This is a genomic window from Polaromonas sp. OV174, assembly GCF_900112285.1.
Classification (GTDB): domain Bacteria; phylum Pseudomonadota; class Gammaproteobacteria; order Burkholderiales; family Burkholderiaceae_C; genus Polaromonas.
The window spans coordinates 125,549-149,868 of the sequence record NZ_FOKZ01000003.1; the positions used below are offsets into that span (position 1 = coordinate 125,549).

A 24,320-nucleotide genomic window follows, 5' to 3' on the forward strand; every position below is an offset into this window, starting at 1 on the left:
ATGAACATTGCCACCTCCCCCCTCGTTGCCAGCGCCGTAACAAGCCGCCCGCTGGTACTGGGCTCGACCTCGCGCTACCGCCGCGAACTGCTGCAGCGCCTGCACATCCCCTTCGACGTCGCCGCGCCCGACGTTGATGAAAGCCCCTTGCCCGACGAAAGCCCTCTCCTGCTGGCGCAGCGCCTGGCCCTGGCCAAGGCACGCGCCGTGGCCCGGGCCTTTCCCCATGCCGTGGTGATAGGCTCCGACCAGGTTGCCGACCTCAATGGCCTGCCGCTGGGCAAACCGGGCAACCATGAACGCGCTGTCGCGCAGCTGCGCCAGATGCGCGGGCAAACGGTGATTTTTCAGACCGCCGTCGCCGTGGTCTGCCAGGAGAGCGGCTTTGAGCAAAACAGCCTGGCCGCCGTACGGGTCAAGTTTCGTGACTTGACGGATGAGGAGATCGAAAACTACCTGCGCGCAGAACAACCCTATGACTGCGCCGGCAGCGCCAAGAGCGAAGGCCTGGGGATTGCCTTGCTGGAGGCTATAGAGAGCGATGACCCCACCGCACTGATAGGACTGCCGCTGATCCGCACCTGCAAAATGATCCAGGCCGCCGGTGTGGCGCTGCTGACCAACCGGAATCCCCAGCCATGAACAGCGTCGCCAAAGGAAAACTCTATCTGGTGCCGGCACCGCTGGATTTCGGCTGCGACACGCAAGCCCCGCTGCAGGATGTGATGCCCCTGGGAACCATCCAGATCGCCGCCCAGCTCTCCCATTGGATTTGCGAGAACGCCAAAAGCACGCGCGCCTATTTAAAACGCATCAACGAACTGCAGCCCTTGTCTCATCCGGTGCAAGCACAACAAATTCAGGAGCTGCCGCGCGAAGTCCACAAAAAAGGCGACCATGGCGGCAACTTTGACGCCAAGCCCCTGCTCGCCGCCGCCCTGCAAGGCCAGAACATAGGCCTGGTCAGCGAAGCCGGCATGCCCGCCATCGCCGACCCGGGCTCCTCGGTGGTGCGCGCCGCGCACGATCTGGGCCTGCAGGTGATCGCGCTGACCGGCCCGATGTCGCTGATGCTGGCGCTGGCGTCCAGCGGCCTGAGCGGCCAGAACTTCGCCTTTGTCGGCTACTTGCCACAAGACGGCGGCGAGCGCAGCCAGCGCATACGCGAGCTCGAATCATTGGCCCTGAAAACCGGCCAGACCCAACTCTTTATTGAAACGCCTTACCGCAACACCGCCCTGCTGCAGGCCTTGCTGCAAACCCTGCAGGGCAATACCCGGCTGGCGCTGAGCTGCGGCCTGACGCTGGACAAGAGCTGGTCGCGCAGCGCACTGGCCAGCAGCTGGAAGCGCGACAAGCCCAGCGCGCCGCTGGATTTGCCGACGGTTTTCTGCATAGGCCGCTGACCCGACCGCCTCAAGGGGCCAAAGCGCAAAAAAGCCCGGATGCCGCGGGCTTTTTTCTGACTGGGCGCGCCTAGCGAATGGCCGGAATCGCCTTGAAAGCCTTCATGGCGCCCTCACCCATGGCCGCGCCAAACCGCTTGGCCAGGCGCTCGGCAACGTTTTCCCGGCGCGTGTAGTCGATGATTTCCTCGGCCTTGACCACTTCGCGCGCGACGTAGTCCAGATTGCCCAGCTGGTCGGCCAGGCCCAGCTCCACCGCCTGCTGGCCACTCCAGAACAGGCCGCTGAACATCTCTGGCGTCTCCTTCAGGCGCTCGCCGCGCCCGGCCTTCACCACGCCTATGAACTGCTGGTGAATCTGCTCAAGCATGGCCTGCGCAAAAACGCGCTGCTTCTCGCTTTGCGGGCTAAAAGGATCAAGAAAACCCTTGTTTTCGCCCGCCGTCAGCAGCCGGCGCTCCACGCCCAGCTTGTCCATCAGGCCGGTAAAACCAAAACCATCCATCAGCACGCCTATGCTGCCAACGATGCTGGCCTTGTCGACAAATATCTTGTCGGCCGACACGGCAATGTAGTAAGCGGCCGAAGCGCAGCTTTCTTCCACCACGGCATAAACCGGCTTTTTGTATTTAGCCTTCAGGCGCAGGATTTCATCATTCATCATGCCGGCCTGCACCGGGCTGCCACCCGGGGAATTGATCAAGAGCACGACCGCCTTGGAGCCATCGTCTTCAAAGGCTGCGCGCAGCGCCGCATTGACAAACTCGGCACTGGCATCGGCACCGGCGGCGATTTCGCCCTTGACCTCGACCACAGCCGTATGCGGCACGGTCGCGTCGCTCACCGGCGTGCCGCGGTGCAAGGCCATCCACACCAAGGCAATGAAAAAAGCCAGCCAGGACAGGCGCACAAAGGTTTTCCAGCGGCGCGTGGCTTTCTGCTCATTGAGCGCGGCAAAGGCCAGCTTCTCCAGCGTTGCCCGTTCCCAGCCGGGAGCGCTGGCAGGGTTGGTGCCGACAGCTTTTTTCGCTATCGATTCAGAAGCATCCTGCGCCTGTGGAGAAAGGGCTTCAGCCTGATTTGACTGAAATTCCGGCTCCTTTTTCGGTTCCAGGAAAGGGTCGGTGTTACCGGGGCGGTTTGAATCGTTCATGGTTGCTAGTTTAGAGAGTTGTTAAAACGATACCGGCTTGAGCTTGTAATCGGCATGCCAATAAACAACACCGTGGTTTTCCGACAGCGCGATTTTGACCAGTCCGCCCTGACACGGGCCGCCCGCGCATTCCCCGGTATCGGGCCGGTAAGCCGCGCCGTGGCTGGCACACAGCAGCCACTGGCCGCTGTCATCAAAGATCCGGTTGGGCTGCCAGTCCAGCTCCATGGCCACATGGCTGCAGCGGTTCAGATAGGCCTGCGCCAACCCCTCGTAACGAATGGCAAAAGCGCGGCAAGTCTGACCGGCGTAATCGACGTCAAAGGGCACGGCGTCCCCGCCTTCCAGCAGATCGCAGCTATTGCAAAGCGGCAGCAACTCGTTCATAGGTGAAATTCAAGGCCAAAAACCGAAAACCGGGTGACTCAACGGGCTAGCCGTTGGCCAGCAGCCAGTCGTGCAGCCCCCGCACCGAGTGCGCGATGTAGCGCGGCGACAGGGCCGCAAAATCGTCAGGCTCATGCGCGCCATAGCTCACGCCCACGCTGGGACAAGCCGCGTTGAGCGCCATTTGCAGGTCGTGCGTGGTGTCGCCCACCATCAACACGCGCTCGGCCGGCAGATCGAACTGCTCCATCAGCTCGTGCAGCATGCGCGGATCGGGCTTGCCGGCGGTTTCATCGGCGGTGCGGGAGGCATCGAAAACACCCTTGAGTTCCACGCTTTGCAGCGTTTCGTCCAGGCCGCGCCGGGATTTTCCGGTGGCCACCGCCAGCAGATGACCGCGCGCCTTGAGTGCGGCAAGCAGCGGCAGCACGCCCTCAAACAGGCTCAGGTCGTTGAAATGGGCGGCATAGTGGTGGCGGTAACGCGCGCCCAGTTCCGGGTATTTTTCCGCTGGCACATCGGGTGCGGCATGGGCCAGGGCCTGCATCAGTCCCAGCCCTATGACGTAGCCCGCGGCTTGGTCGGTGGGCACGGTGCCGCCCACATCGCGCACCGCCGCCTGGATGCAGCGCACGATGATCTGGGTGGAGTCAAACAGCGTGCCATCCCAGTCGAAGGCAATCAGGTCAAAATTTCGAGTGTGCATCAGCCTATTGTCGCCGCGCTGCGGCCAGTACCGGTGTTCAGGCTGCCTCGGCCCGGGACGGCAAAAACTGTTGCAACTCCCCGGGCAGGGCGGCTTGCAGCTGAACCACTTTTCGGGTTTTGGGATGGTTGAACTTCAGGCTCCAGGCATGCAAAAACATGCGTTTCAGGGAAGCCGCGCCGGCGCTGGATTTTTGTAAGGCCTTGTTCAGCTCAAAGTCGCCGTATTTGTCGTCGCCGGCAATCGGATGCCCTTCGCCGGCCAAATGCACGCGAATCTGGTGCGTGCGGCCGGTCTTGATAGTGACTTCCAGCAGGGTAAAGGATGTGGCCGGCGCCAGCGGATTGGCAGCAATGGCCGACTTGACCTTGACCAGCGTGACCGAGCGCATGGCGTCGGGATGGTCGTTGGGAACAATTTTCACGCGACGCTCGCCATTGGGCAGCAGGTATTTGTGCAAGGCCTTGTCAATCACGCGGTGATTGGCGGGCCAGTCGCCGTTGACCAGCGCCAGGTAGACCTTGTCGGTTTCACGCTCCCGAAACTGCTCCTGCAGCAGCTTGAGTGCCATGCGGCGCTTGGCAATCAGCAAAATGCCGCTGGTTTCACGATCCAGCCGGTGCACCAGCTCCAGAAAATCGGCCTCTGGCCTGGCCATGCGCAACTGCTCGATGATGCCGAAGCTGACGCCGCTGCCGCCGTGCACCGCCACGCCAGCGGGTTTGTCTATGGCCAGCAGGAAGTCGTCTTCAAACAGAATCGGGAATTCTGCGGCCGGCGCGTAGCCGCCCACGGTGGAGCTGGCGCCGTGGCGCGCCACCTCCTGGGCCATGGCCTGGGCTTTTTGCTCGGCCCGCTCCGAGGTGCGTACCGGCGGCAAACGCACCACATCCCCGGCCTCAACACGGGTATCGGCATGCGCCCTGCCCTTGTTGACGCGCACCTCGCCGCTACGAATGATGCGGTAAACATGGGTTTTGGGCACGCCCTTGAGCTGGCGGATGAGGAAGTTATCCAGCCGTTGGCCGGCGTAATCCTCGTCCACGGTGACCAAGGTCACCTGGGGCGCGGCAGGGGCTGCCGCCCCGTGGTTGACTGGGCTTGGCAGAGCGGATGGTTTTGGTTTGATGGCAGCTGCAGGTGTGCGAAGCGGCGTAGTCGCCGGTCTTCTTGTCTTGCCTGAAGCTGGCCCTATAATGTGTTTCACTAGCGATGCGCTGTAAGCGGTTGATTTGTCTGGAGTTTAGTCCACACGAGTGCTAAGCCCTCAAAAGCCCCACAAACAGCCTTGCTGGAAAGTCGATGCCATGCCGGCAATTGCCCGCCAGCGACGAGTGCCAGGCACCTCGCGACACAGGAATTGCCATGCAGACGAGTCGACGTTTTGCGAACACAACTACGGAATACCATGTGTGCAGCCCCTGGTCACGCACCAGAGGCTGCATTCGGATCCAGCTGAGATCAAGTCCTTTCACGGGTAGCCTTCTGATGACAACACGGGTCAGTCTGATTTTCTTTTGCCTGCAGCGCCTCTGGGCCCTGCTTTGCGGCACAAGTCAGCCTGTAGCTCTTGTACAGCGGGCGCAAGTAGCTACTTTTTTTGTAGCAGACACCTACCGGACCCCTGCTCACTCCATCCACGCGCCTACGCCCAGACCACTTGGCTGACTGATTATTCAGTTGGCCAGCGTGCAGTCCAAAGCTCTCCGGCAATTCCCCACGTTCGCATTGCGTTGCTCCTGGCGTCGTTCGCCCATTTTTGGGATTTAGAACGAAGAACACAAAGGAAAATCCATGAAACGCATGTTGGTAAATGCCACCCAAGCCGAAGAACGCCGCTTGGCCATCGTCGATGGACAAAAGCTCCTCGACTACGAAATCGAAATTGAAGGCCGCGAGCAGCGCAAGGGCAACATCTACAAGGCCGTCGTCACCCGCGTCGAGCCTTCGCTGGAAGCCTGTTTTGTTGACTACGGCGAAGACCGCCACGGCTTCCTGCCCTTCAAGGAAATTTCGAAACAATACTTCGCCCAGGGCGTGCCGGTCAGCCAGGCGCGCATCAGCGATGTCATCAAAGAAGGCCAGGAACTGCTGGTCCAGGTCGAAAAAGAAGAGCGCGGCAACAAGGGCGCAGCCCTCACCACCTTCGTCTCGCTGGCCGGCCGCTATGTGGTGCTGATGCCCAACAACCCGCGTGGTGGTGGCGTTTCGCGCCGCATCGAGGGCGAGGACCGGGCCGAGCTGAAGGAAAACATGGACCAGCTGGAATACCCGGCCGGCTCCAGCATCATCGCCCGCACCGCCGGCATTGGCCGCAGCGCACCTGAATTGCAGTGGGACCTGAACTACCTGATCAAGCTCTGGACCGCGATTGACGGCGCCGGCAAGGGCGGCAAGGGCGCTTTCCTGATTTATCAGGAATCCAGCCTGGTGATCCGCGCCATCCGCGACTACTTCAACAGCGACATCGGCGACATCCTGTTCGACACCGACGACGTCTACGAGCAAGCGCGCCAGTTCATGGCCCACGTGATGCCCGAGCATGAGCACCGCGTCAAGCGCTACCGCGACGACGCCCCGTTGTTCAGCCGCTTCCAGATCGAGCACCAGATCGAGTCGGCCTATGCCCGCACCGTGCAGCTGCCAAGCGGCGGCGCCATCGTGATCGACCACACCGAAGCCCTGGTTTCGGTTGACGTCAACTCGGCCCGCGCCATCAAGGGCGGCGACATCGAGGAAACCGCCACCCGCACCAACCTGGAAGCCGCCGACGAAGTGGCGCGCCAGATGCGTTTGCGCGACCTGGGCGGCCTGATCGTCATCGACTTTATCGACATGGAAGAGTCGCGCAATCGCCGCGACGTGGAAAACCGTTTGCGCGATGCGCTGCGGCAAGACCGCGCCCGCGTGCAGTTCGGCACCATCAGCAAATTCGGCCTGATGGAAATGAGCCGCCAGCGCCTGCGCCCTGCATTGAGCGAAGGCGCTTCGATTCCTTGCCCGCGTTGCGGTGGTTCCGGCCACATCCGTGACACCGAAAGCTCGGCGCTGCAGATTCTGCGCATCATCCAGGAAGAGTCGCTGAAGGACAGCACGGCTTCGGTGTTGGTTCAGGTGCCGGTCGATGTGGCTTCTTTCCTGCTCAACGAAAAGCGTTCGGAAATCAGCAAGATTGAAATGAAGCAGCGCATCAATGTGCTGCTGGTGCCCAACAAGACGCTGGAAACCCCCAACTACCGTCTGGAACGCCTCAAGCACGACGACCCGCGCCTGGACAACATCGACGCCAGCTACAAACTGGCCGAGGAAATCGAGGACCCGACCACCGTCACGCGCCGCAGCCAGGAAAAGCACAACAAGCAGGAACCCATCATCAAGGGCGTGCTGCCCGATGCACCCGCGCCTGTGGCTCCACCCAAGCCGGTCGCGGCCCCTGCAGCCCCCAAGGCGCCAGTCCGCCCTGCGGCAGCACCGGCTCCGGCCGAAAAAGGCCTGTTTGGCTGGATCAAGAAACTGCTGGGCGGCGCCCCGGCACCGGCGCCAGTGCCTGTCGCCCAGGAAGTGAAAAAAGACGAGCGCGGCGAAGGCCGACGTGAGGCCCGCCAGGACGGCCGTCCTGATGGCCGTGGCGAACGCTCCGAGCGTGGCGGCGAGCGCGCTGGCCGTGATGGCCGTCGCGGCGGTCGCAACCGCGGCGAAGCTCGTGGCGAGGGCCCAGCCGAAGCCCGCGGTGAAAACCGCAACGAGGGCCGCAACGAAGGCCGCGGCAACGAACGCCGCGAGCGCCAGCCCGATGGCCGCGGCGAAGGCGCCCGCCAGGAGCGCCCAGCCGCCGAGCCACGCGGTGAAGCCCGCAGCGAAAGCCGCAACGAAGCCCAGCCACGCAATGAAAACCGCGAAGGCCGCGGCGACCGCAATCGCCCACGTGGCGAGCGCGCCGAACGCGCTGAACGCATCCCGCGCGATGCCGTAGAGCAGGATCTGGCATTGGCCAATCAAGCTGCCATGGCTGCGGCCATGAGCGGCGATGCAGTCGAGCCGCGCCAAGAGCGTGCGGCACCGGAAGCCGGCCGTGACGGTGAGCGCCAGCAACGCGGCGAAGGTCGCCGTGAACGCGGTGAACGTGGCGAGCGCAGTGGCCGTCGCGGCGAGCGCCGTGGCGATCGTCCCGAAGGCGCGGAAGGCCAGAACGCCGCAGCCTTGGAGCCAGCCGTCAAGCCGCTGGCCGCCGATGCCGCGCCACAGGCCGCTGTCACGCTGGATCAGATGGGCAGCACTGCGGCACCAGCCCAAGAAGCTGTCAACGAGCAGGGTGAAGAGCAGCGCCAGCCGCGCGAACGTCGCAGCCGCGACCGTTATGGCCGCGATCGCCGTGAACGTGGCGAGCAGCGCAACGAGACTGGCGCAGAAAACAGCGCCCCCGCCCAAGCCGACGCTTCAGAGACAAACAAGGCTCCAGCCCAGCAGGATCGTGCGCCCGTAGCTACTGAATCAGTAGCACCCGTGGTGGCACCAGCACCCGTGCAAGCCCCGGCTCCCGTGCCAGCGCCGGTAGTGCCCGCACCAGCAGTGGCAGTGGCAGCAGCCGCTCCCGCAGCAGTGGTCGCGGCCACGGGCGGCCTGCCCAAGGTCCAGTCTTACGACTTGCCTTTGCAGGATCTGGTTCAGGTGGCCCAGGCCTCCGGTCTGCAGTGGGTCAACTCCGATGCGGCCAAGATTGCCGAGGCGAAAGCCGCCATCGCCGCCGAAGTCAAGCCAGTGCAAGTTCCGCGCGAACGTCCGGCCCCCGTGGTGTCTAACGAAGGCCCGCTGGTGCTGGTGGAGACCAAGCGCAATCTGGGCACCATGCCCCTGCCGTTTGAAGAGTCCGCTCGCTAAGCGCTGATCCCAAGCTCGTTTGAGCCCCCGAAAAAAGCCCGCCATGCGGGCTTTTTTCTTTGGTGCCTGGTGTAGGCCACAGGCTAGGTCATGCAGCTGTTCGGGGCCCAAGAGCCTGTTCACGATCTCTACGGGGCCGCGCAAGTGTCTTTTCGGAATGGGATGCAGGGCACGGTGCGCGGCCAATAGCCCGGCTATGCGCAAACATCGCAACACCGCAGACCACCCGACAAGGCACTTACCCGGCGGGTTGGGGTGAGATCGTGAACAGGCTCTAAGCACAGCCGTGGTTTTGCAGGCCCTGAGCTTGCGCTCAATGGCCGGTACGGCAACCCGCAGGGGCTAGGAACATCAATCAGTGGAGATCAAGCCGTGTAGCGGCTTGCAGGGCACTAGCGGCGGCTGCCGCCCGAACGGGGCTTGGCAGCCTAGAGCAGCGCGGCCTGCTTGTAGGCTTGCGCGGCAGCGGCTTCGTCCTCGCGCTGCTCGGCCAGCAGCGCCAGCGCGCGCCAGGCATTGCGATGCAGGGTCTTGTCCTGCAGAGCCGGGGCTACCTGCGTCAGCAACTGGCGGGCCTTGCCCCAAAGCTGGCGATGCAGGCAGGCCATGCCGGCCAGGTATTGCAGCGTGGTATCGCGCGGCCGGCTGAGCTGGGCCGCTTCGATGCGCGCCAGCCAGGCTGCATCCAAAGACTCCAGGCCGGCTTCCAGCACGGAAATGAGTTTGATGCGCAGGTTATCGCCCAGATCCGAATTGGGCGCCATCATGCGCTCCCACACCGGCAGCAGCCAGGCCCTGGCCATGGCGGCATCGCCATTCAGTGCCATCAGGCGCGAAGCCGCATGCACCACCAGCTCGGGCATGGCGCGTTCGTTATCGTCCAGCGAGAACCAGGCCTGCTGCAGTTGCGCCGGATCATGCGCGTCATTGAGCAGCTCCAGCGCCAGGCCACGCACAATGCTTTGCGCGGCGCTGGGCGAGAAGGCTCGATGCTTGGCCAGCAGGCGCGCGGTTTCCAGCGCCTGCCGGGTCTGCTGCGCCAGCCTGGCGGCGCGCAGCTTCATGCGCAGGGCCAGGGTGCGGCGGGCGGCGCCCTGCGGCAGCTGGCCCAGCCATTCCAGGGCAGCGCCGGCATCACGGTCTTCCAGGGCCCAACGGGCGGCGCGAAACTGCACGCCCTCGCGCAGTTCCTGGGCATGGCGCTGGGCCGAGCTGCGCAGTGCCAATTGCAGATGCTGGTCGCGCAAGGCCTTGTTTTGCAGGGCCTGCGCGCTTTCGGCGGCCAACAGGTGAGCCAGCGAACGCAACTGGCCGGCCTGACTGGCGCTGTGGCCGTGGCCATGACCGGCCTGATCGACCATCAGCCCCAGGCTGTTTTCCTGCGCCAGGGCGTTTTGCGCCGCCTTGCCGGAGCGGATGTAGCGTCCGGCCAGCAGATTGGCGACCGCATCCATGAGGGCGCCGTACATGGCGCGCTCTTTTTGCTGGGCGCGCCAGCGCTTGGCTTCGGCGGGCAGGGAGAACACGGCGGCGCTGGCGCGCAAGGCCAGGTACAGCAACAGGAACAAGCCGGCCAGCAGCAGCACCAGCAGGTTGAAGGAAATATCGATGCGGTTGGGCGGCCAGAAGATGGTGACCACCGCCTGGTTGTTGCCGGCAAACAGGGCCACGGCGACGGCGACGCCAAACAGGGCCAGGAACCAGAGAGCGGCGCGCATAAGAGAGCTGTCAGCCTTTGCGGTGTGAACAGGGTTAGCGGCCGGCGGCGGCCGTGGCCAGCGCGGCCATGGTGTCGTCCAGGCGCGGCAATTCGCTGGTTTTCAGTTGGCCTTGCACCTGAGCCAGCAACTGCACGGCGACCTGGGTCTTGCGCGAGGCCGGATCAAAGTACTTGCCCAGCCAGACACTGGCATTGGCCAGATCGGCGCGTGCCGTTTCGGTCTGGCGCGACAGCAGGCCCAGACGGGCGTTGAGCAGCCTGAGCTTGAGGTTTTCCCGCAGAAAAAACGATTGTTCGGGCGACAGCAGGGCCGCCTCGGGCTGATCGATACGGCTCACGCGCAGCAATTTGTGGGCTTCTTCGCGCAGGCCATCCAGCGCCGGCCGCAGCCAGGACTGCAGCGCCAGCTTGTCCATCAGTCCCTGCCACCAGGTCTTGTCGGCGGCCGGCTTGCCACCAGCCGGGGCCACAGGCGCGGCCGGTGCAGGGGAAACTACCGGACGCGGGGCGTTATTGGCCACCATGCCATTGGCCAGCGGCAAATCATCGACCAGACGCACCAATTCATCGAGCTTGAGCATCAGTACCGGCACATCGGTCAGGCTGGCCGCCTTGATGCGGTCCATATCGCGGGCCATGGCCCGCTGCAAGGGGTTGAGGCGAGGCTGGGCGGCACGGGCCAGACGCTGGTCGGCCGACTTGAGCGCCGCCAGCAAGGGTTCGGCGCTGCCGGTGAGCTGCGCCTGCTGCTGCGCCAGCCGCAGTGCCGACTCCATATCGACCACCAGGTTTTCATCGCGCGAGCGCGACAGGCTTTGCATCAGCTCTTCAAGCTGGCCGCGCTGCAGGCTGACTTCGCTGAGGCGGGACTCCTGGATCGCCAGCCGGGTTGACAGCTCGCGCGTACCCTCCTGGGCCTGACGCGCCAGCGTGCGGGCCTCTATCGCCTGCGCGCCCGCATCCGTGCTGCGGCGCGCCAGTTCTTGCTGAATGCTGCCGAGCTTTTCCCACAACAGGCCGCTGGCCAGCAAACCGGCCGCGGCCAGCGCCGTGACCAGCAGCGCCCAACTGCGCGGCACCAGCCAGGCCTGCGGCGATGCGGCCGGCGGCTCACTGGTTTGCGGCTGAGGGGCGCGTGCGATCACAGGCATGTCATCGGGCATGGAGGGCTGGGGCAAGGCTGGGTGACTGTCGCTCATGAATAAAGTGATTCTATCGAGCCCAGCATCTGCCTGATGTCCTTGAGTGCCGGGCGTGACGCCGCTACAACACCCCAACCGGCGGCCCGCACGCTGTCCACAATGCGGGGATGCGTGGCGACGGCACGGGCAAGGCGCCAGTCCACCCCGGCCAATTCAGGCTGGCGCAGCAGATTCAGCAAAGCCTCGGAACTGCTAAAGAGCCAGATCGAGCCGTCGCTGCTGGCGGCACGGGCGCGCTGCAACTGGGCCGCGCTCAGCCTGGGGACGCAGCGCTGATAGACACCGACAAAATCCACCTGCGCGCCGGCGGCCTGCCATTGGCGGGCCAGCCAGTCGCGGCCCGAGGAACCGGCGGCGCCCGCCGCGTCTTCGCTTTGGCCGCGCACGATCAACACCCTTAGCCCCTGCCAGTCGCGCTGGCCAATTTGTTGCCACAAGGCTTCCGAGTCAAACTGGCTGGCATCGACCGCCGGCGCATCAATCTGCGCGGGCGCAATGCCGGCGGCGACCAAGGCGGCCACCGTGCCCGGCCCGGGCGCCAGGTAGCGCAGGCTGGCTGGCAGCTCTCTTACTATTGTTTCTATAGCCGACTGCGCCCGTTCCACCTGGGCTAGAGCCATATTTGGCTTAAAAAAGTGGGTGACGGCATGGCCGCTGACAAACATGCAGGCAGCGTAGCCGCTGAGGGATTGCCAGGCCTGTTGCAGCGCCTGCTGCTGCGCGGCGCTGGAGGCTGCGGCAATCTCTATCAGGGGCAAGGCCTCGGCCGTCACGCCGCTTGCTTGCAGCTGCTGCACCCAGTGCTGCGCGTCAGGCCCCGGCCGGGTGACTATGACGCTGGCCGCAGCCACGCCACTGGCCGTCATCAAGGGCTGAGGTCCTTGCCAGCCCAGACCGCGCCGGCGGCACGCAGCTGCGCCGCCACCGCGTCGCCCAGCGCCTCGGCCTGCTCAAAGCTGCTCACCACGGCCGTTTGCTGGACTTGCACCAAGGGCTTTAGCGGTACGCCTGTTGCCGACTCGGCCGTCGCCGGGTCACCCCAGGCGGCTTTGAGCTGCATATCGTGGCCCACGCCTTCGGTGGCCGGGCCGCTGGTGAAGGCTGCCAGCGGCATGGAGCAGCTGCCGCCCATGGCGCGCGAAACCGTACGCTCGGCCGTCACCGCCAGCCAGGTCGGCTGATGCGCCAAGGTAGCCAGTGCCGCGATCAGATCAGCGCGGTCGGACCGCACCTCTATGCCCAAAGCGCCCTGCCCGGCCGCGGGCAGCATGTCTATGGGCTCAAAGGCGTGGCGAATGCGCGAGGCCAGGCCCAGGCGCTTCAAGCCAGCGGCGGCCAGCACGATGGCAGCGTACTGGCCTTCGTCGAGCTTGCGCAGCCGCGTATCGAGGTTGCCGCGCAGCGGCTGGATGCTCAGATCGGGCCGCAAGGCCTTGAGCAGCACCAGCCGGCGCAGGCTGGAGGTGCCGACCACGGCGCCCTGCGGCAACTCGGCCAGCGAGGCAAACTGGTTGGAAACAAAGGCGTCGCGCGGGTCTTCACGCTCGAGCACGCAGGCCAGCGCAAAGCCTTCGGGCAGGTCCATGGGCACGTCTTTGAGCGAATGCACCGCCAGATCGGCCCGGCCTTCGCTCAGCGCCACTTCCAGTTCCTTGACGAACAAACCCTTGCCGCCGACCTTGCTGAGCGAGCGATCCAGGATCTGGTCGCCCTGGGTGGTCATGCCCAGCAGCTCTACCTGCCAGCCCAGACGGCTTTCGAGCAGCGCCTTGACATGCTCGGCCTGCCACATCGCCAGGCGGCTTTCCCGCGTGGCGATCACGGCTTTGACTGTTGTGGGGAGGGTTTGGGACTCTGCTGACACGCGTAACCTGCTTGTAATCTTGAAGGGGAGTGAATGCTAGCATGCGTGCTTCCGAGTCAGATCAATACCTAGAGGGCAGAGATGGTCACTTCCGCGCGCGCCAAAAAGATCAAAGAAGACAGCAAAGAGATCGTCAAAGACAAGACACCCGGACGCTCCCGGGACAACGAACGACCTCTGGTGGAGGACATACGCCTGCTGGGCCGCATCCTGGGCGATGTGATTCGCGATCAGGAGGGCGTGGCCGCCTACGAACTGATAGAGCAGGTGCGCAAGCTGTCGGTGGCCTTTCGCCGCGATGCCGACCAGGAAGCCGACAAGGCGCTGAAAAAACTGCTGAAAGGCCTGAGCGGCGACCAGACCGTCAGCGTGATACGCGCCTTCACCTATTTCAGCCACCTGGCCAATCTGGCCGAAGACCGCCACCATATCCGCCGCCGCGCCGTCCACGAGCGCGCCGGCGACACCCAGGAAGGCAGCATCGATGTGGCGCTGGCCCGCCTGCGCTGGGCCGGCATCGCGCCCAAAGCCATCGCCGACACGCTGGCCCGCAGCTTTGTCTCACCGGTGCTGACCGCCCACCCGACCGAGGTGCAGCGCAAAAGCATTCTGGATGCCGAGCGCGGCATCGCCCAGTTGCTCACCGCCCGCGATGACATCAAGGCCCTGGCGCTGGCCCACAATGCCGCCAAGGACGCTCTCACGCCGCGCGAGCTGGCCGCCAACGAAGCGCTGCTGCGGGCCCGCGTCATGCAGCTGTGGCAAACCCGGCTGCTGCGCTTTTCCAAGCTCACGGTGGCCGACGAAGTCGAGAACGCGCTGAGCTATTACGAAGCCACTTTTCTGCGCGAAATCCCCAAGCTCTACGCCAACCTGGAGCGCGAGCTGGGCAACCAGCCGGTACACAGCTTTCTGCGCATGGGCCAGTGGATAGGCGGCGACCGCGACGGCAATCCCAACGTCACCGCCGACACGCTGAATTACGCACTAAGCCGGCAGGCCGAAATGGCCTTGCGCCACTACCTGACCGAAGTGCACTTGCTGGGCGGCGAACTTTCCATGTCGGCCATTCTGGTGGACTGCAGCGTCGACATGCAGCGGCTGGCCGAAAGCTCGCCCGACACCAACGAGCACCGCCAGGATGAGCCCTACCGCAAGGCCCTGACCGGCGTCTACGCCCGTCTCGCCGCCACGCTGAAGACCCTGACCGGGGGCGAGGCGGCACGCCATGCCGTGGCGCCACAAAACGCCTATGCGCAGGCCGCCGACTTCCTGGCCGACCTGCGCACCATCCAGGCTTCGCTGAAAAGCCACCACGGCGAGGCCTTGGCGGCCCAACGCCTGCACCCGCTGATCCGGGCGGTTGAAGTGTTTGGCTTTCACCTGGCCACGGTAGATTTGCGCCAGAGCTCGGACAAGCATGAAGAGGTGGTGGCCGAGCTGCTGGCCGTGGCGCGCCTAGAGCCGCACTATAGCGAGCTCGAAGAAATGGCCAAGCGCGCGCTCTTGATGCGTCTGCTCAACGACGCCCGGCCGCTGCGCGTGCTGGGCACCAGCTACTCGGACCATGCCCAGAGCGAGCTGGCCATCTTTGAAGCCGCCCGCAGCGCCCGTGCACGTTTCGGCAAAGAGGCGATACGCCACTACATCATCAGCCACACCGAAACCGTCAGCGACCTGCTGGAAGTGCTGCTGCTGCAAAAGGAAGTCGGGCTGATGCATGGCACGCTGGACCACCAGTCCACCCACGAGCTGATCGTGGTGCCGCTGTTTGAAACCATTGAAGACCTGCGCAATGCCGCGCCCATCATGCGCGAGTTTTACGCCCTGCCCGGCATGGCCCAGGCGGTGCAACGCAGCGGCGCCGAGCAGGACATCATGCTGGGCTACTCCGACAGCAACAAGGACGGCGGCATTTTCACCAGCAACTGGGAGCTGTACCGCGCCGAAATCGCGCTGGTGGAGCTGTTCGACCAGCTGGCCAGTTCGCACAAGATCCAGCTGCGCATGTTCCATGGCCGCGGCGGCACCGTGGGCCGCGGCGGCGGCCCCAGCTACCAGGCCATCCTGGCGCAGCCACCGGGCACGGTGCGCGGACAAATCCGACTGACCGAACAGGGCGAGGTCATAGGCTCCAAATACGCCAACCCGGAGATCGGCCGGCGCAACCTGGAAACCCTGGTCGCCGCCACGCTGGAAGCCACCTTGCTACAGCCGACCAAGCCGGCGACCAAGGCCTTTTTGCAGGCCGCCGACCAGCTGTCGCAGGCCAGCATGGCGGCCTACCGCGCGCTGGTCTATGACACACCGGGCTTTACCGAGTATTTTTTCGGCGCCACGCCGATACGCGAGATTGCCGAACTCAACATAGGCTCCCGCCCGGCTTCGCGCAAGCCCTCGCAGAAAATCGAAGACCTGCGCGCCATTCCCTGGGGTTTCAGCTGGGGCCAGTGCCGCCTGACCCTGCCCGGCTGGCTGGGCTTCGGCTCGGCCATAGAGCAGTTTCTCAACCAGGGCGCAACGCCTGCCAGTCGCAAGGAAGCCTTGAGCCTGCTGCAAAAAATGTACAAGCAGTGGCCTTTTTTCCGCACCCTGCTGAGCAATATGGACATGGTGCTGGCCAAGAGCGACCTGGCGCTGGCCTCGCGTTATGCCGAGCTGGTGAGCGACGCCCGGCTGCGCAAGAAAATCTTCAGCGCCATCGAGGCCGAATGGCATCGCACGACGGAAGCTCTGACGCTGATCACCGGCGACAAACAAAGGCTGGCCGGCAATGCCGCGCTGCAGCGCTCCATACGCCACCGATTCCCCTATATTGACCCGCTAAACCACCTGCAGGTCGAGCTGGTGCGGCGTTACCGCGCCGGCCAGGCCGATCAGCGGGTGCAGACCGGGATTCATATCTCGATCAACGGCATTGCCGCCGGCCTGCGCAATACGGGTTGAGTGTCGGATGGCTGCGCCAGACTGACTGACTGCCGACATAAGGCCATTCGAAGCACTCGCTCCACGCCCGACCTTGACATCCGCAGATTGACCGTCAGCAATGTGGCGCCGATTTAGATAGTGGCTGCACACGAAGCCGGTGAAGTGCGGAAGTTACCCAAGGTCTGCTTAGAGGGGTGTTCGGCCTCCCCCAGAGTGGCGCGCCGCGAGCCGTCAACGCCAGCTAAATGCGATGGTGTGACTGCCGCCACCGATTGCCCTGGATTTTCTTGATCTTCAGTCTGATCAATGACTTTCGGCGCTGCTGCTCAAATACGACGCCGCAGCGTCAGCAACTGGCCCTCTGGTTGCGCTTGCGCCGCTGCTTTAGCACTGCCTTGCCGTGCTCGTCGATGCCGTGGGCCTGAAACACGTTCTTTGCCAGCTTGAGGCCCTTACGGCTGGGGCGTCCACCCCATTGGCCGGCGTCTACAACAACGCGTGAGGCTGCAGGCCAGCGCGGCCAAGCCGAGATCAGATGTCTTCCCCATCTCGATGATCCGAAGCGCCTGGCTATATATCCATTTTTTTTATAAATTTATAGATTAATGAAAATTGACTGATAAATCCAACTCTTTTAACCTGCGGATCAACACCACATTCACAGGAGACGCCGATGCTCACGACCGCAGAAGCCATTCGCACGATTCAGGTCATTCCTTCCGGGAAAGCCCTGGGCGCCGACATTCGGGGCATTGATTTGGCACAGCCTCTATCCGAGGCTCAAATCACGACCATCCGCGAGGCTTGGCAGCAACATTTGGTGCTGCGATTCCCGAACCAGAATCACATCACGATGGCGCACCAGAGTGCCTTCTCCAGCTACTTTGGCGCGCTGGACAAGCGCCCCACCGCGAGCTATGCCATGAGCAAGGAGCACGATGAATTGCCAAGTGAAATTACCGTGATCTCAAACGTTCAAATAGGCGGCAAACCGATGGGCGCGCTGGGCGACGGCGAAGCCGTCTGGCATGCGGACATGACCTACAACGAGATTCCGCCCAAAGGGGCATGCCTGTTGGCCAAGGAAGTTCCGCCCACTGGGGGCAATACGCATTTCGCCAATATGTTCGCGGCTTATGAAACGCTGCCGACGGACCTCAAAAAACGCATTCAGGGCCTAAGTTGCGTGCACGATGCCAGCCGTAACAGCGCTGGTGAGTTACGACTGGGCTTTGTTGACAATACCGACCCACGCCAGACTGTGGGTGCGGTGCATCCGCTAGTCGTCGCCCACGCCCAAACCGGTCTTCCATGCCTGATGCTGGGGCGACGTCGCAATGCCTATATCAAGGGGCTTTCACTTGAAGAGAGCGAAGCACTGCTAGACCAACTTTGGGCGCATGCAACGCAAGAGCGCTTCACCTGGACACAGGTATGGACGGTCGGTGACATGGTGATGTGGGACAACAGTTGCACGCTGCACAAACGCGACTCTTTTGACCCCAGTACGCGGCGCCTCATGTTGCGAACCCAAATCGCGTCACGCTAGTTTTTTGTATCAACTCGCCATTGCCTGGCCACTACGGAAATAGCATAAGGAGACAAGCTCATGATTAATCGCATACGACGTCAATTTTTGACTCTTGGCCTGATGATCGGTTTTTCCGCCGCTTCCTGGGGGCAGCAACCCATTATTCGAATTGTTCATGGCTCCAACGCGGGAGCGCCGCAAGATTTGATGCTGCGCGTCTTGGCCGATGAGATGAGCAAGGCGACCGGCCGCACCGTCCTGGTGGAACCCAAACCGGGCGCTTCAGGGCAAATCGCCATGGGCTTGCTCAAGCAGGCCCCCGCTGATGGCAACACCCTACTGGCTGAAGGAACCGGAATTACGTCCATTTTGCAGCTCCCCGGCCATTTGCATGCGTGGACTGATTTTGAGCCGCTTTACAGGGTTCAGCTCGATCCCTTTGCCCTGTATGCCTTGCCACAGCGATTCAAGGACTTTCCCGCCTTCGCCGAAGAGATGCGCACCAAAAAAGACCACGTGCGCGTTGGCGGCTATGCCATTGGAGGGCCGTTCCAGCTGGTCATGATGCAATTGAGCCAAAAGGTGAAAGGCGATTTCAGCTGGATTCCTTATGACAGCGGCGGCAAAGCCATCTCGGCGGTGGCCGGCGACCTCATCGAAGGCGCGGTCAGCAATGTCAGCGTGGCGGCCACCTTCACGCCCCGCACCAAAATTCTGGCCCAGACCGGCGAGACGCGCCTACCCCAGCTCCCCGACGTGCCTACCCTCAAGGAAATGGGTATCGATCTGGTCAAGTACCACTGGCGGGGATTCTTCATCAAGAAGGGAACGCCGCAGGATCTCATCGAACGCAACTACGCCATGATCAAGGCTGGCGTTAGCTCGGCACGCTTTCAGCAGTACCTGCGCGAGACGGGAACGATCGAAGGAACCATGAGTCGCCCGGCCATGGCCGAGATGTTGGCGGAGCAAGCCCGCAACGACACGCAATTGCTCAAGCAACTCAAGATGGTCAACTGAGAAGCGTAATTTCTTCAAGGCAGCGCCCGTAAAGGGCAGCTTCATTTTCTTTACTTGCGGGGCTGACTTTGTCCATCATTGAAAAAATACAATTGCATGACTTGCGCATGCCGTTCAAAGAACCGTACCCGACTTCGATTGCCACCCTCACCGCGCTGGACACCTTGCTGGTGATCGTCACCACCTCTGATGGTGCCGTAGGTTTTGGTGAGGCGGCCATTGTCGAAGGGTATACCCATGAGACGCGCCAGGGCGGATGGGACTTTTGCGCACAGCAGGCCAGACAGTCGATTGGCTTGACCGGCGAGCAGGCCATCAGCCAATGGCTAAGTCACCGCGCATTGCACTCTCATGCGGTGGCCGCCATGGTTTCTGCCGTCGAAATGGCGCAATCCCATCCAGTCCTTAGTGCACATCAAGAAACGGTGCGCGTCCCCTTGCTCGCACCGGTCAACTCAAAATCCCAAGCCCTGGTGCAAGCGGAAGTCGATCGGCTTCTGGCGAGTGGTTTTAAAACGCTCAAGGTCAAGGTGGGGTTCGACGTGAACGAGGATTTACAGCGTTTGGCCTGGATTCAGTCTCAGGTGGGCGATAGGGCCTCGCTTCGCCTTGATGGAAATCAGGGCTATCAACCCGAGCAAGCGCTTGAATTCGTCAGGCGAATGTCTCCACAAGCGATCGAACTTTTCGAGCAGCCTTGCCAGGACGCCAACTGGGATGCGGCGGTGCAAGTCGCCCGGGTCAGTCCCGTCTCCATGATGTTGGACGAATCCATTTATTTGAGCTCTGACATCGACAAGGCTGCCGAACTTCAAGCGGCGCAATACATCAAACTCAAACTCGTGAAATCGGGAGGGCTCGACTCCCTGGTGGATGACCTTCGCCGCATCACCCAGCATGGCATGCAACGCGTTCTGGGCAACGGGGTTGCCTCGGACATAGGCTGCTGGATGGAGGCCTGTATTGCTCATTCATACATTGGCAATGCGGGCGAATTCAATGGCTTCCTGAAGACCGAGGACAGGCTGTTTCAAAACCCGCTGGTATTCGCCGACGGCGATATTGTTTTGCCGCCAGGGTATTGGCCCATGCTGGACATGCCAGTCGTCGAGCGTCTGTCCGTCAAACAAACATCCTTCCATTAGAAATCACCATGAATTTAAACCTGCAAAATCGTGTGGCGCTCATCACGGGCGGTAGCAAGGGCATAGGCTATTCCATGGCCAAGCAATTGGGCGCGGCCGGAGCCAAGCTGGTGATTTGCGCACGCAATTCACAAGGTCTGGACGAAGCCAGAACATCGCTTGAATCCCAAGGATTCGAGGTGCTGACGGTTTCCGCTGACGTCTGCATGCCTCAGGATATCGAAAGACTGGTCGAGACGGCGCACTCGCATTTTGGGCGCGTCGACATCCTCGTCAACAACGCCGTCAGTTCCAGCCAGAATTCCTTTGATGCCCTGTCTGACGAAGAGTGGCGCCATCACATTGATGTGAAGCTCATGGGCTATATCCGCTGTATCAGGGCAGTCGTTCCGCATATGAAATCGCAGAACTGGGGCCGCATCATCAACATCGCCGGCATCACGGCCCGCGACGTCAGTGCTTACCGAATGACCAATGGTGTGGTCAATGCCGGCATCACAAATTTCACCAAGCATCTTGCGGAACAGGTCGGTTCGTCCGGCATTACCGTCAACGCGATTCACCCCGGCTATACCTGGACGCCGCGCCTGGAGTCAGCCCTGGAGAAGTGGGCCACCCTGGAAAACATGAGCATCGAGCAGGTCATCGCCCTGCGACTGAAGGAAATTCCCATTGGCCGCTTCATACAGCCCGAGGACATGGCGAATCTAGCCGTCTTTTTATGCAGCGAGTTGGCCGGAGCCATCACGGGCCAGGCCATCGCTGTGGATGGTGGATCAAGTCGCGCCATACAGTATTGAAGCCTGCACAGGCTATCTGCGGACTAATTACAAAGGACACCTCATGAAACTCGTTCGTTATGGCAACCCGGGCAAGGAAAAGCCGGGCCTCATTGATGCCGATGGCAAGCTGCGCGACCTGAGCGCCGCGCTCAAGGACATCGGCCCCGATCAGCTCGGTGATGCCGCGCTGGCCAAGCTGCGCAAACTCAAAACCGACAAGCTGCCGCTGGTCAAGGGTTCGCCGCGCATGGGTTGCCCGGTGGCAGGCGTGGGCAAATTCATCGCCATTGGCCTGAACTACGCCGACCATGCTGCCGAGTCCGGCCTGCCGATCCCGAAAGAGCCGGTTGTGTTCATGAAAGCCACCAGTTGCATTCAAGGTCCCAACGATCCGGTGATGCTGCCCAAGGCTTCGGTCAAGACCGACTGGGAGGTCGAGCTTGGCGTGGTCATCGGCACACGGGCCCGCTATGTGTCGCAAAAAGACGCGCTCAACCATGTGGCGGGTTACTGCACCATCAATGACGTCAGTGAGCGTGAATACCAGATCGAGCGCGGCGGCACCTGGGACAAGGGCAAGGGTTGCGACACCTTTGGGCCTATAGGTCCGTGGCTGGTGACGCACGACGAGGTGCCCAACCCGCAAAAGCTGGACATGTGGCTGGAGGTCAACGGCCAGCGCATGCAAACAGGTAACACCAAAACCATGATCTTCAGCGTCGCCAAGATCATCAGCTATGTCAGCCAGTTCATGACGCTGGAGCCCGGCGATGTGATCACCACCGGCACGCCGCCCGGTGTGGGCATGGGCATGAAGCCGCCGGTGTTCCTGAAAAAGGGCGACCAGATGGCCCTGGGCATTGAGAGCCTGGGTGAGCAGCATCAGCTGGTCGTGCCCTTCAAGCTCTGAGCTATAGGGGCTGACGCCCCAGCGTGGCACTAGCAAAAGAGCGACTCGTAGCGGCTGCGCGCGTTGGACCAGGGCGGGGCCAGGGGAGCCTAGGTGTTTATTGAGCCGAGTAAGAGAGCGCCATGGAACACCTGTTCTATCGGCGCTCGGACTTGTCTTTGTGGCGATCTCCGGCAAATTCTGGTCACGCACAAACGATGCTAGACTCAAAAAAACCCTATCCCTCGGCTGTGCAGAGCCTCCCATGGCACCTGCTTGATGTCACGTTTCTGACGCGAAGTGCACGCCGATTCCTGCACTCCAGACAATGCCCGAAAATGAGCATCAACTTTCGCCAGATTGAGGTGTTTCTTGTCGTCGCGAGAACGCTTAGCTTCAGCCAGGCAGCTTCCATCTGTCATTTGTCTCAACCCGCCCTCAGTGCGACCGTCAAACGTCTCGAAGAAACGCTAGGGGTGCGTCTTTTTCAGCGGACTACACGCCAGGTCGGCCTGACCGAAGTGGGTCTGGAGTTTCATCGCATGGCAGAGCAAATTGCCGAGCAGGTCGAGCAGGCACAGACTCGCATCAAGCAATACGCCAACGGGAAACGAGGTCGATTGACGATTGCCGCCGGGCCATCAGTCGCGGCCAGCTTCATTCCGAAAGTGATTCAGCAATTTGTCCCGCGGCTGCCGGATGTTGATATTCAGATTCATGACGAACTGTCTGACATCTGCCTGGAGATGGTGCGCTCCAGGAAGGCCGATATCGCCTTCACGCCGGTTGAGAGCAAGGATGCAGACCTGGTATCGCAGGCGCTTTTTCGGGACTACCTTGTCGTCATCTTTCCCGAGGGCCATGCGCTGGCCGCCAAGAAATCCCTGCGCTGGTCGGATATTCAGCGCCATCCGCAAGTTGCGGTGAACAAGAAAAGTCACATGCGACAGACCATTGAAGAACACTACGCTCAAGCAGGCGAGCAGTTTTCACCGGCCTACGAGGTTGCGCAAATAGCCACCATGTTGGGACTGATCGGCGCTGGATTGGGCGTAGGCGTTTTGTCCGAGTCTTTGCTGGAACGCATCAACATGACAGGCTTGGCCTACCGCCGTATCAGCAGCCGAAGCGCCTATCGGGGAATTTATGCCACGGTACTGGCGTCCAGCATTCCCAGCCCCCTGCTGGTCGAATTTCAGGAAGCCTGCGTACGCGTAGCTGCAGAGAAAAAATGACTGTTGATCCCCCCAGAAGTACTCCACTCCAGCGCCGAGCTTGGCTGGGAAGGCGAGGCGCTGATGAGGCCCTCGTCGCCCCTGACAGGCGTTTGCCGGATAGTCACGGGAACTCATCAATTTGATAGCAAGCTCCGACCGCCCTGACTGGTGAAAAAGCAAAAACCTTCTAAATTTCCAACAAATGCAGCGAACGGGTTCAGGACCCGAGAAACTCGCCAATCGGTTTCAGGTCATCGATACGATCGCAAATTGCCTTGACGATCATCAGAATAGGAATGCCCAGCAGCAGGCCCCATACGCCCCACAGCCAACCCCAGGCCAGCAGCCCCACAAACACCGCAACCGGGCTCATACGGCTGGTGCGGCTGGTCAGCCAGGGGGTGAGCAGATTGCCGACCACGGTGTGTATCAGCAATGAGGCGCCGCCTACCGCCAGCGCCATGTTGAGCGAGCCAAACTGCAAAAAGCCGACCAGTGCCGAGGCGCTGGCCGTGACCAGCGAACCCACATAGGGCACCAGATTCAACACACCGGCGGCAATGCCCCAGACGGCGGCATTGTCCAGCCCCAGGGCCAGCAGAGCCAGGCCCGTCAGCAGGCCGACCAGCGCACTGGTCAGCACTTGCACCTGCAGATAGCGCTGTATCTGGTCGGTGATCTCGTTCAGTGCCTGCAGCGTGATTTTTTTCTTGCTCAAGCTGGGACCGGCCAGCTTGACCAGCTTGCGGCGAAAGCTGTCGCCCGAAATCATCAGGAAATAGGTCAGAAAAACCACCACCGTGACCTGGCCCAGCAGGGCAATCAAGCCTATGGTGCCCGACCATAAATAATCTTTGACATTGAAACGCGGCGGCTCCACCACCACCCGCATGGTGCCGCGCGTCGCGGCTGGCACCGCGGCGCTTTCCTGCGCGGCCTGCTCGATTTGCGACGCCGCCTTTTGCACCGTGTCCAGCGTGCTGTCCGATTTGGCGCCGCGCGTTTTCACGGCTTGCCTGAATTTTTGCGCCGCCACCGGCAGCGCTTCCACCAGCTGAGCGGTCTCGTCGCTCAGGGAATAGGCGGTCGAGCCTATGGCGCTCAAAATGCCCAGCAGCAGCAGCGCCGCGCCCAGCCAGCGCGGCACCCGTTTGAGCGCCATCCAATTGACCAGCGGCGAAAGCGCGTAACTGAAAAGAATGCTGAGCATCACCGGAATGAAGACAGCCTTGGCCCAGTGAAGCACAAACAAACTGGCCAGTATGGCCAGCACCCCAAGCGACACACTACGAATGTCCACCGGCATGTGCAGCAGCACCCGCTCGGGCTCGATCAGAGCCACCTCAGATGCTGGGTCCAGCGGCGCTACGGTATGGTGTTCTTCAGTCATTGGCTTTCCTCGTCAAGCGCCTCGCGCAGCACACAGGCGATGCGACGGGACCTCTCCCGCCTGCACCCGGCTGCTCCGCTATTCAACGCCAGGCGCGAGTCA

The 24,320-nt window shown here is 62.2% G+C and carries 19 protein-coding genes; 10 read left to right on the forward strand and 9 right to left on the reverse strand.

Going from position 1 to position 24,320, the window contains the following annotated elements; translation table 11 throughout:
* Window positions 1-642, forward strand: coding sequence for a Maf family nucleotide pyrophosphatase (locus tag BM160_RS04000; RefSeq protein ID WP_092000841.1), 642 nt, complete (start codon window positions 1-3; stop codon window positions 640-642).
* Window positions 639-1,406 (forward strand): SAM-dependent methyltransferase, encoded by a 768-nt coding sequence (locus BM160_RS04005; RefSeq protein ID WP_092000844.1) that lies wholly within the window; start codon window positions 639-641, stop codon window positions 1,404-1,406. Before BM160_RS04000 ends, BM160_RS04005 begins: the two co-directional genes overlap by 4 nt.
* A gap of 70 nt (window positions 1,407-1,476) precedes the next feature.
* Here BM160_RS04005 and BM160_RS04010 read toward each other — a convergent pair whose 3' ends face one another.
* The 4 genes from BM160_RS04010 to BM160_RS04025 are packed head-to-tail and all read right to left on the reverse strand — an operon-like array spanning window position 1,477 to window position 4,781.
* On the reverse strand, window positions 1,477-2,559 hold the full coding sequence (locus tag BM160_RS04010; RefSeq protein WP_092000849.1) for a S49 family peptidase: 1,083 nt from the start codon (window positions 2,557-2,559) through the stop codon (window positions 1,477-1,479).
* Between the two features lie 21 nt (window positions 2,560-2,580).
* Entirely contained in the window at window positions 2,581-2,946 is a 366-nt protein-coding gene (locus BM160_RS04015) for a Rieske (2Fe-2S) protein (RefSeq protein WP_092000853.1), read from the reverse strand.
* A gap of 46 nt (window positions 2,947-2,992) precedes the next feature.
* A complete protein-coding gene (locus BM160_RS04020) occupies window positions 2,993-3,652 on the reverse strand; it encodes an HAD family hydrolase (RefSeq protein WP_092000856.1) in 660 nt (219 codons plus the stop codon).
* Between the two features lie 37 nt (window positions 3,653-3,689).
* A complete protein-coding gene (locus BM160_RS04025) occupies window positions 3,690-4,781 on the reverse strand; it encodes an RluA family pseudouridine synthase (protein WP_369821742.1) in 1,092 nt (363 codons plus the stop codon).
* 665 nt (window positions 4,782-5,446) lie between these two features.
* On the opposite strand from BM160_RS04025, the gene BM160_RS04030 reads away from it, so the two are divergent.
* Window positions 5,447-8,530, forward strand: coding sequence for an Rne/Rng family ribonuclease (locus tag BM160_RS04030; RefSeq protein ID WP_092000863.1), 3,084 nt, complete (start codon window positions 5,447-5,449; stop codon window positions 8,528-8,530).
* Window positions 8,531-8,958: 428 nt separating this feature from the next.
* On the opposite strand, the gene BM160_RS04035 is transcribed toward BM160_RS04030, so the two are convergent.
* Genes BM160_RS04035 through hemC form a run of 4 tightly spaced genes read right to left on the reverse strand, consistent with a single transcriptional unit; the run spans window position 8,959 to window position 13,244 of the window.
* Window positions 8,959-10,248, reverse strand: a complete 1,290-nt coding sequence (locus BM160_RS04035) for a heme biosynthesis protein HemY (RefSeq protein WP_092000866.1) — start codon at window positions 10,246-10,248, stop codon at window positions 8,959-8,961.
* Window positions 10,249-10,282: 34 nt separating this feature from the next.
* On the reverse strand, window positions 10,283-11,449 hold the full coding sequence (locus BM160_RS04040; RefSeq protein ID WP_092000869.1) for a uroporphyrinogen-III C-methyltransferase: 1,167 nt from the start codon (window positions 11,447-11,449) through the stop codon (window positions 10,283-10,285).
* Window positions 11,446-12,318: a uroporphyrinogen-III synthase gene (locus BM160_RS04045; RefSeq protein ID WP_092000872.1), complete on the reverse strand. Its 873-nt coding sequence runs from the start codon at window positions 12,316-12,318 to the stop codon at window positions 11,446-11,448. Before BM160_RS04045 ends, BM160_RS04040 begins: the two co-directional genes overlap by 4 nt.
* Window positions 12,318-13,244, reverse strand: a complete 927-nt coding sequence (hemC, locus tag BM160_RS04050) for a hydroxymethylbilane synthase (RefSeq protein WP_369821743.1) — start codon at window positions 13,242-13,244, stop codon at window positions 12,318-12,320. Before hemC ends, BM160_RS04045 begins: the two co-directional genes overlap by 1 nt.
* Before the next feature lie 153 nt (window positions 13,245-13,397).
* On the opposite strand from hemC, the gene ppc reads away from it, so the two are divergent.
* The 7 genes from ppc (at window position 13,398) to BM160_RS04085 (ending at window position 22,846) form a co-directional block, all read left to right on the forward strand.
* Window positions 13,398-16,262, forward strand: a complete 2,865-nt coding sequence (ppc, locus tag BM160_RS04055; RefSeq protein ID WP_255368618.1) for a phosphoenolpyruvate carboxylase — start codon at window positions 13,398-13,400, stop codon at window positions 16,260-16,262.
* Between the two features lie 655 nt (window positions 16,263-16,917).
* A complete protein-coding gene (locus tag BM160_RS04060; RefSeq protein ID WP_218156581.1) occupies window positions 16,918-17,793 on the forward strand; it encodes a TauD/TfdA dioxygenase family protein in 876 nt (291 codons plus the stop codon).
* Between the two features lie 60 nt (window positions 17,794-17,853).
* On the forward strand, window positions 17,854-18,795 hold the full coding sequence (locus tag BM160_RS04065; protein WP_092000880.1) for a Bug family tripartite tricarboxylate transporter substrate binding protein: 942 nt from the start codon (window positions 17,854-17,856) through the stop codon (window positions 18,793-18,795).
* 68 nt (window positions 18,796-18,863) lie between these two features.
* Window positions 18,864-19,940: a mandelate racemase/muconate lactonizing enzyme family protein gene (locus BM160_RS04070; protein ID WP_143093179.1), complete on the forward strand. Its 1,077-nt coding sequence runs from the start codon at window positions 18,864-18,866 to the stop codon at window positions 19,938-19,940.
* A gap of 8 nt (window positions 19,941-19,948) precedes the next feature.
* Window positions 19,949-20,740, forward strand: a complete 792-nt coding sequence (locus tag BM160_RS04075) for an SDR family NAD(P)-dependent oxidoreductase (protein WP_092000886.1) — start codon at window positions 19,949-19,951, stop codon at window positions 20,738-20,740.
* A 43-nt stretch (window positions 20,741-20,783) separates the two neighbouring features.
* The gene (locus tag BM160_RS04080) at window positions 20,784-21,632 is read left to right on the forward strand and encodes a fumarylacetoacetate hydrolase family protein (RefSeq protein ID WP_092000889.1); all 849 of its coding nucleotides are present in this window, start codon (window positions 20,784-20,786) and stop codon (window positions 21,630-21,632) included.
* A gap of 122 nt (window positions 21,633-21,754) precedes the next feature.
* On the forward strand, window positions 21,755-22,846 hold the full coding sequence (locus tag BM160_RS04085) for a LysR family transcriptional regulator (RefSeq protein WP_092000891.1): 1,092 nt from the start codon (window positions 21,755-21,757) through the stop codon (window positions 22,844-22,846).
* 199 nt (window positions 22,847-23,045) lie between these two features.
* On the opposite strand, the gene BM160_RS04090 is transcribed toward BM160_RS04085, so the two are convergent.
* Window positions 23,046-24,218, reverse strand: a complete 1,173-nt coding sequence (locus BM160_RS04090) for an AI-2E family transporter (protein WP_092000894.1) — start codon at window positions 24,216-24,218, stop codon at window positions 23,046-23,048.
* Window positions 24,219-24,320: the final 102 nt, after the last annotated feature.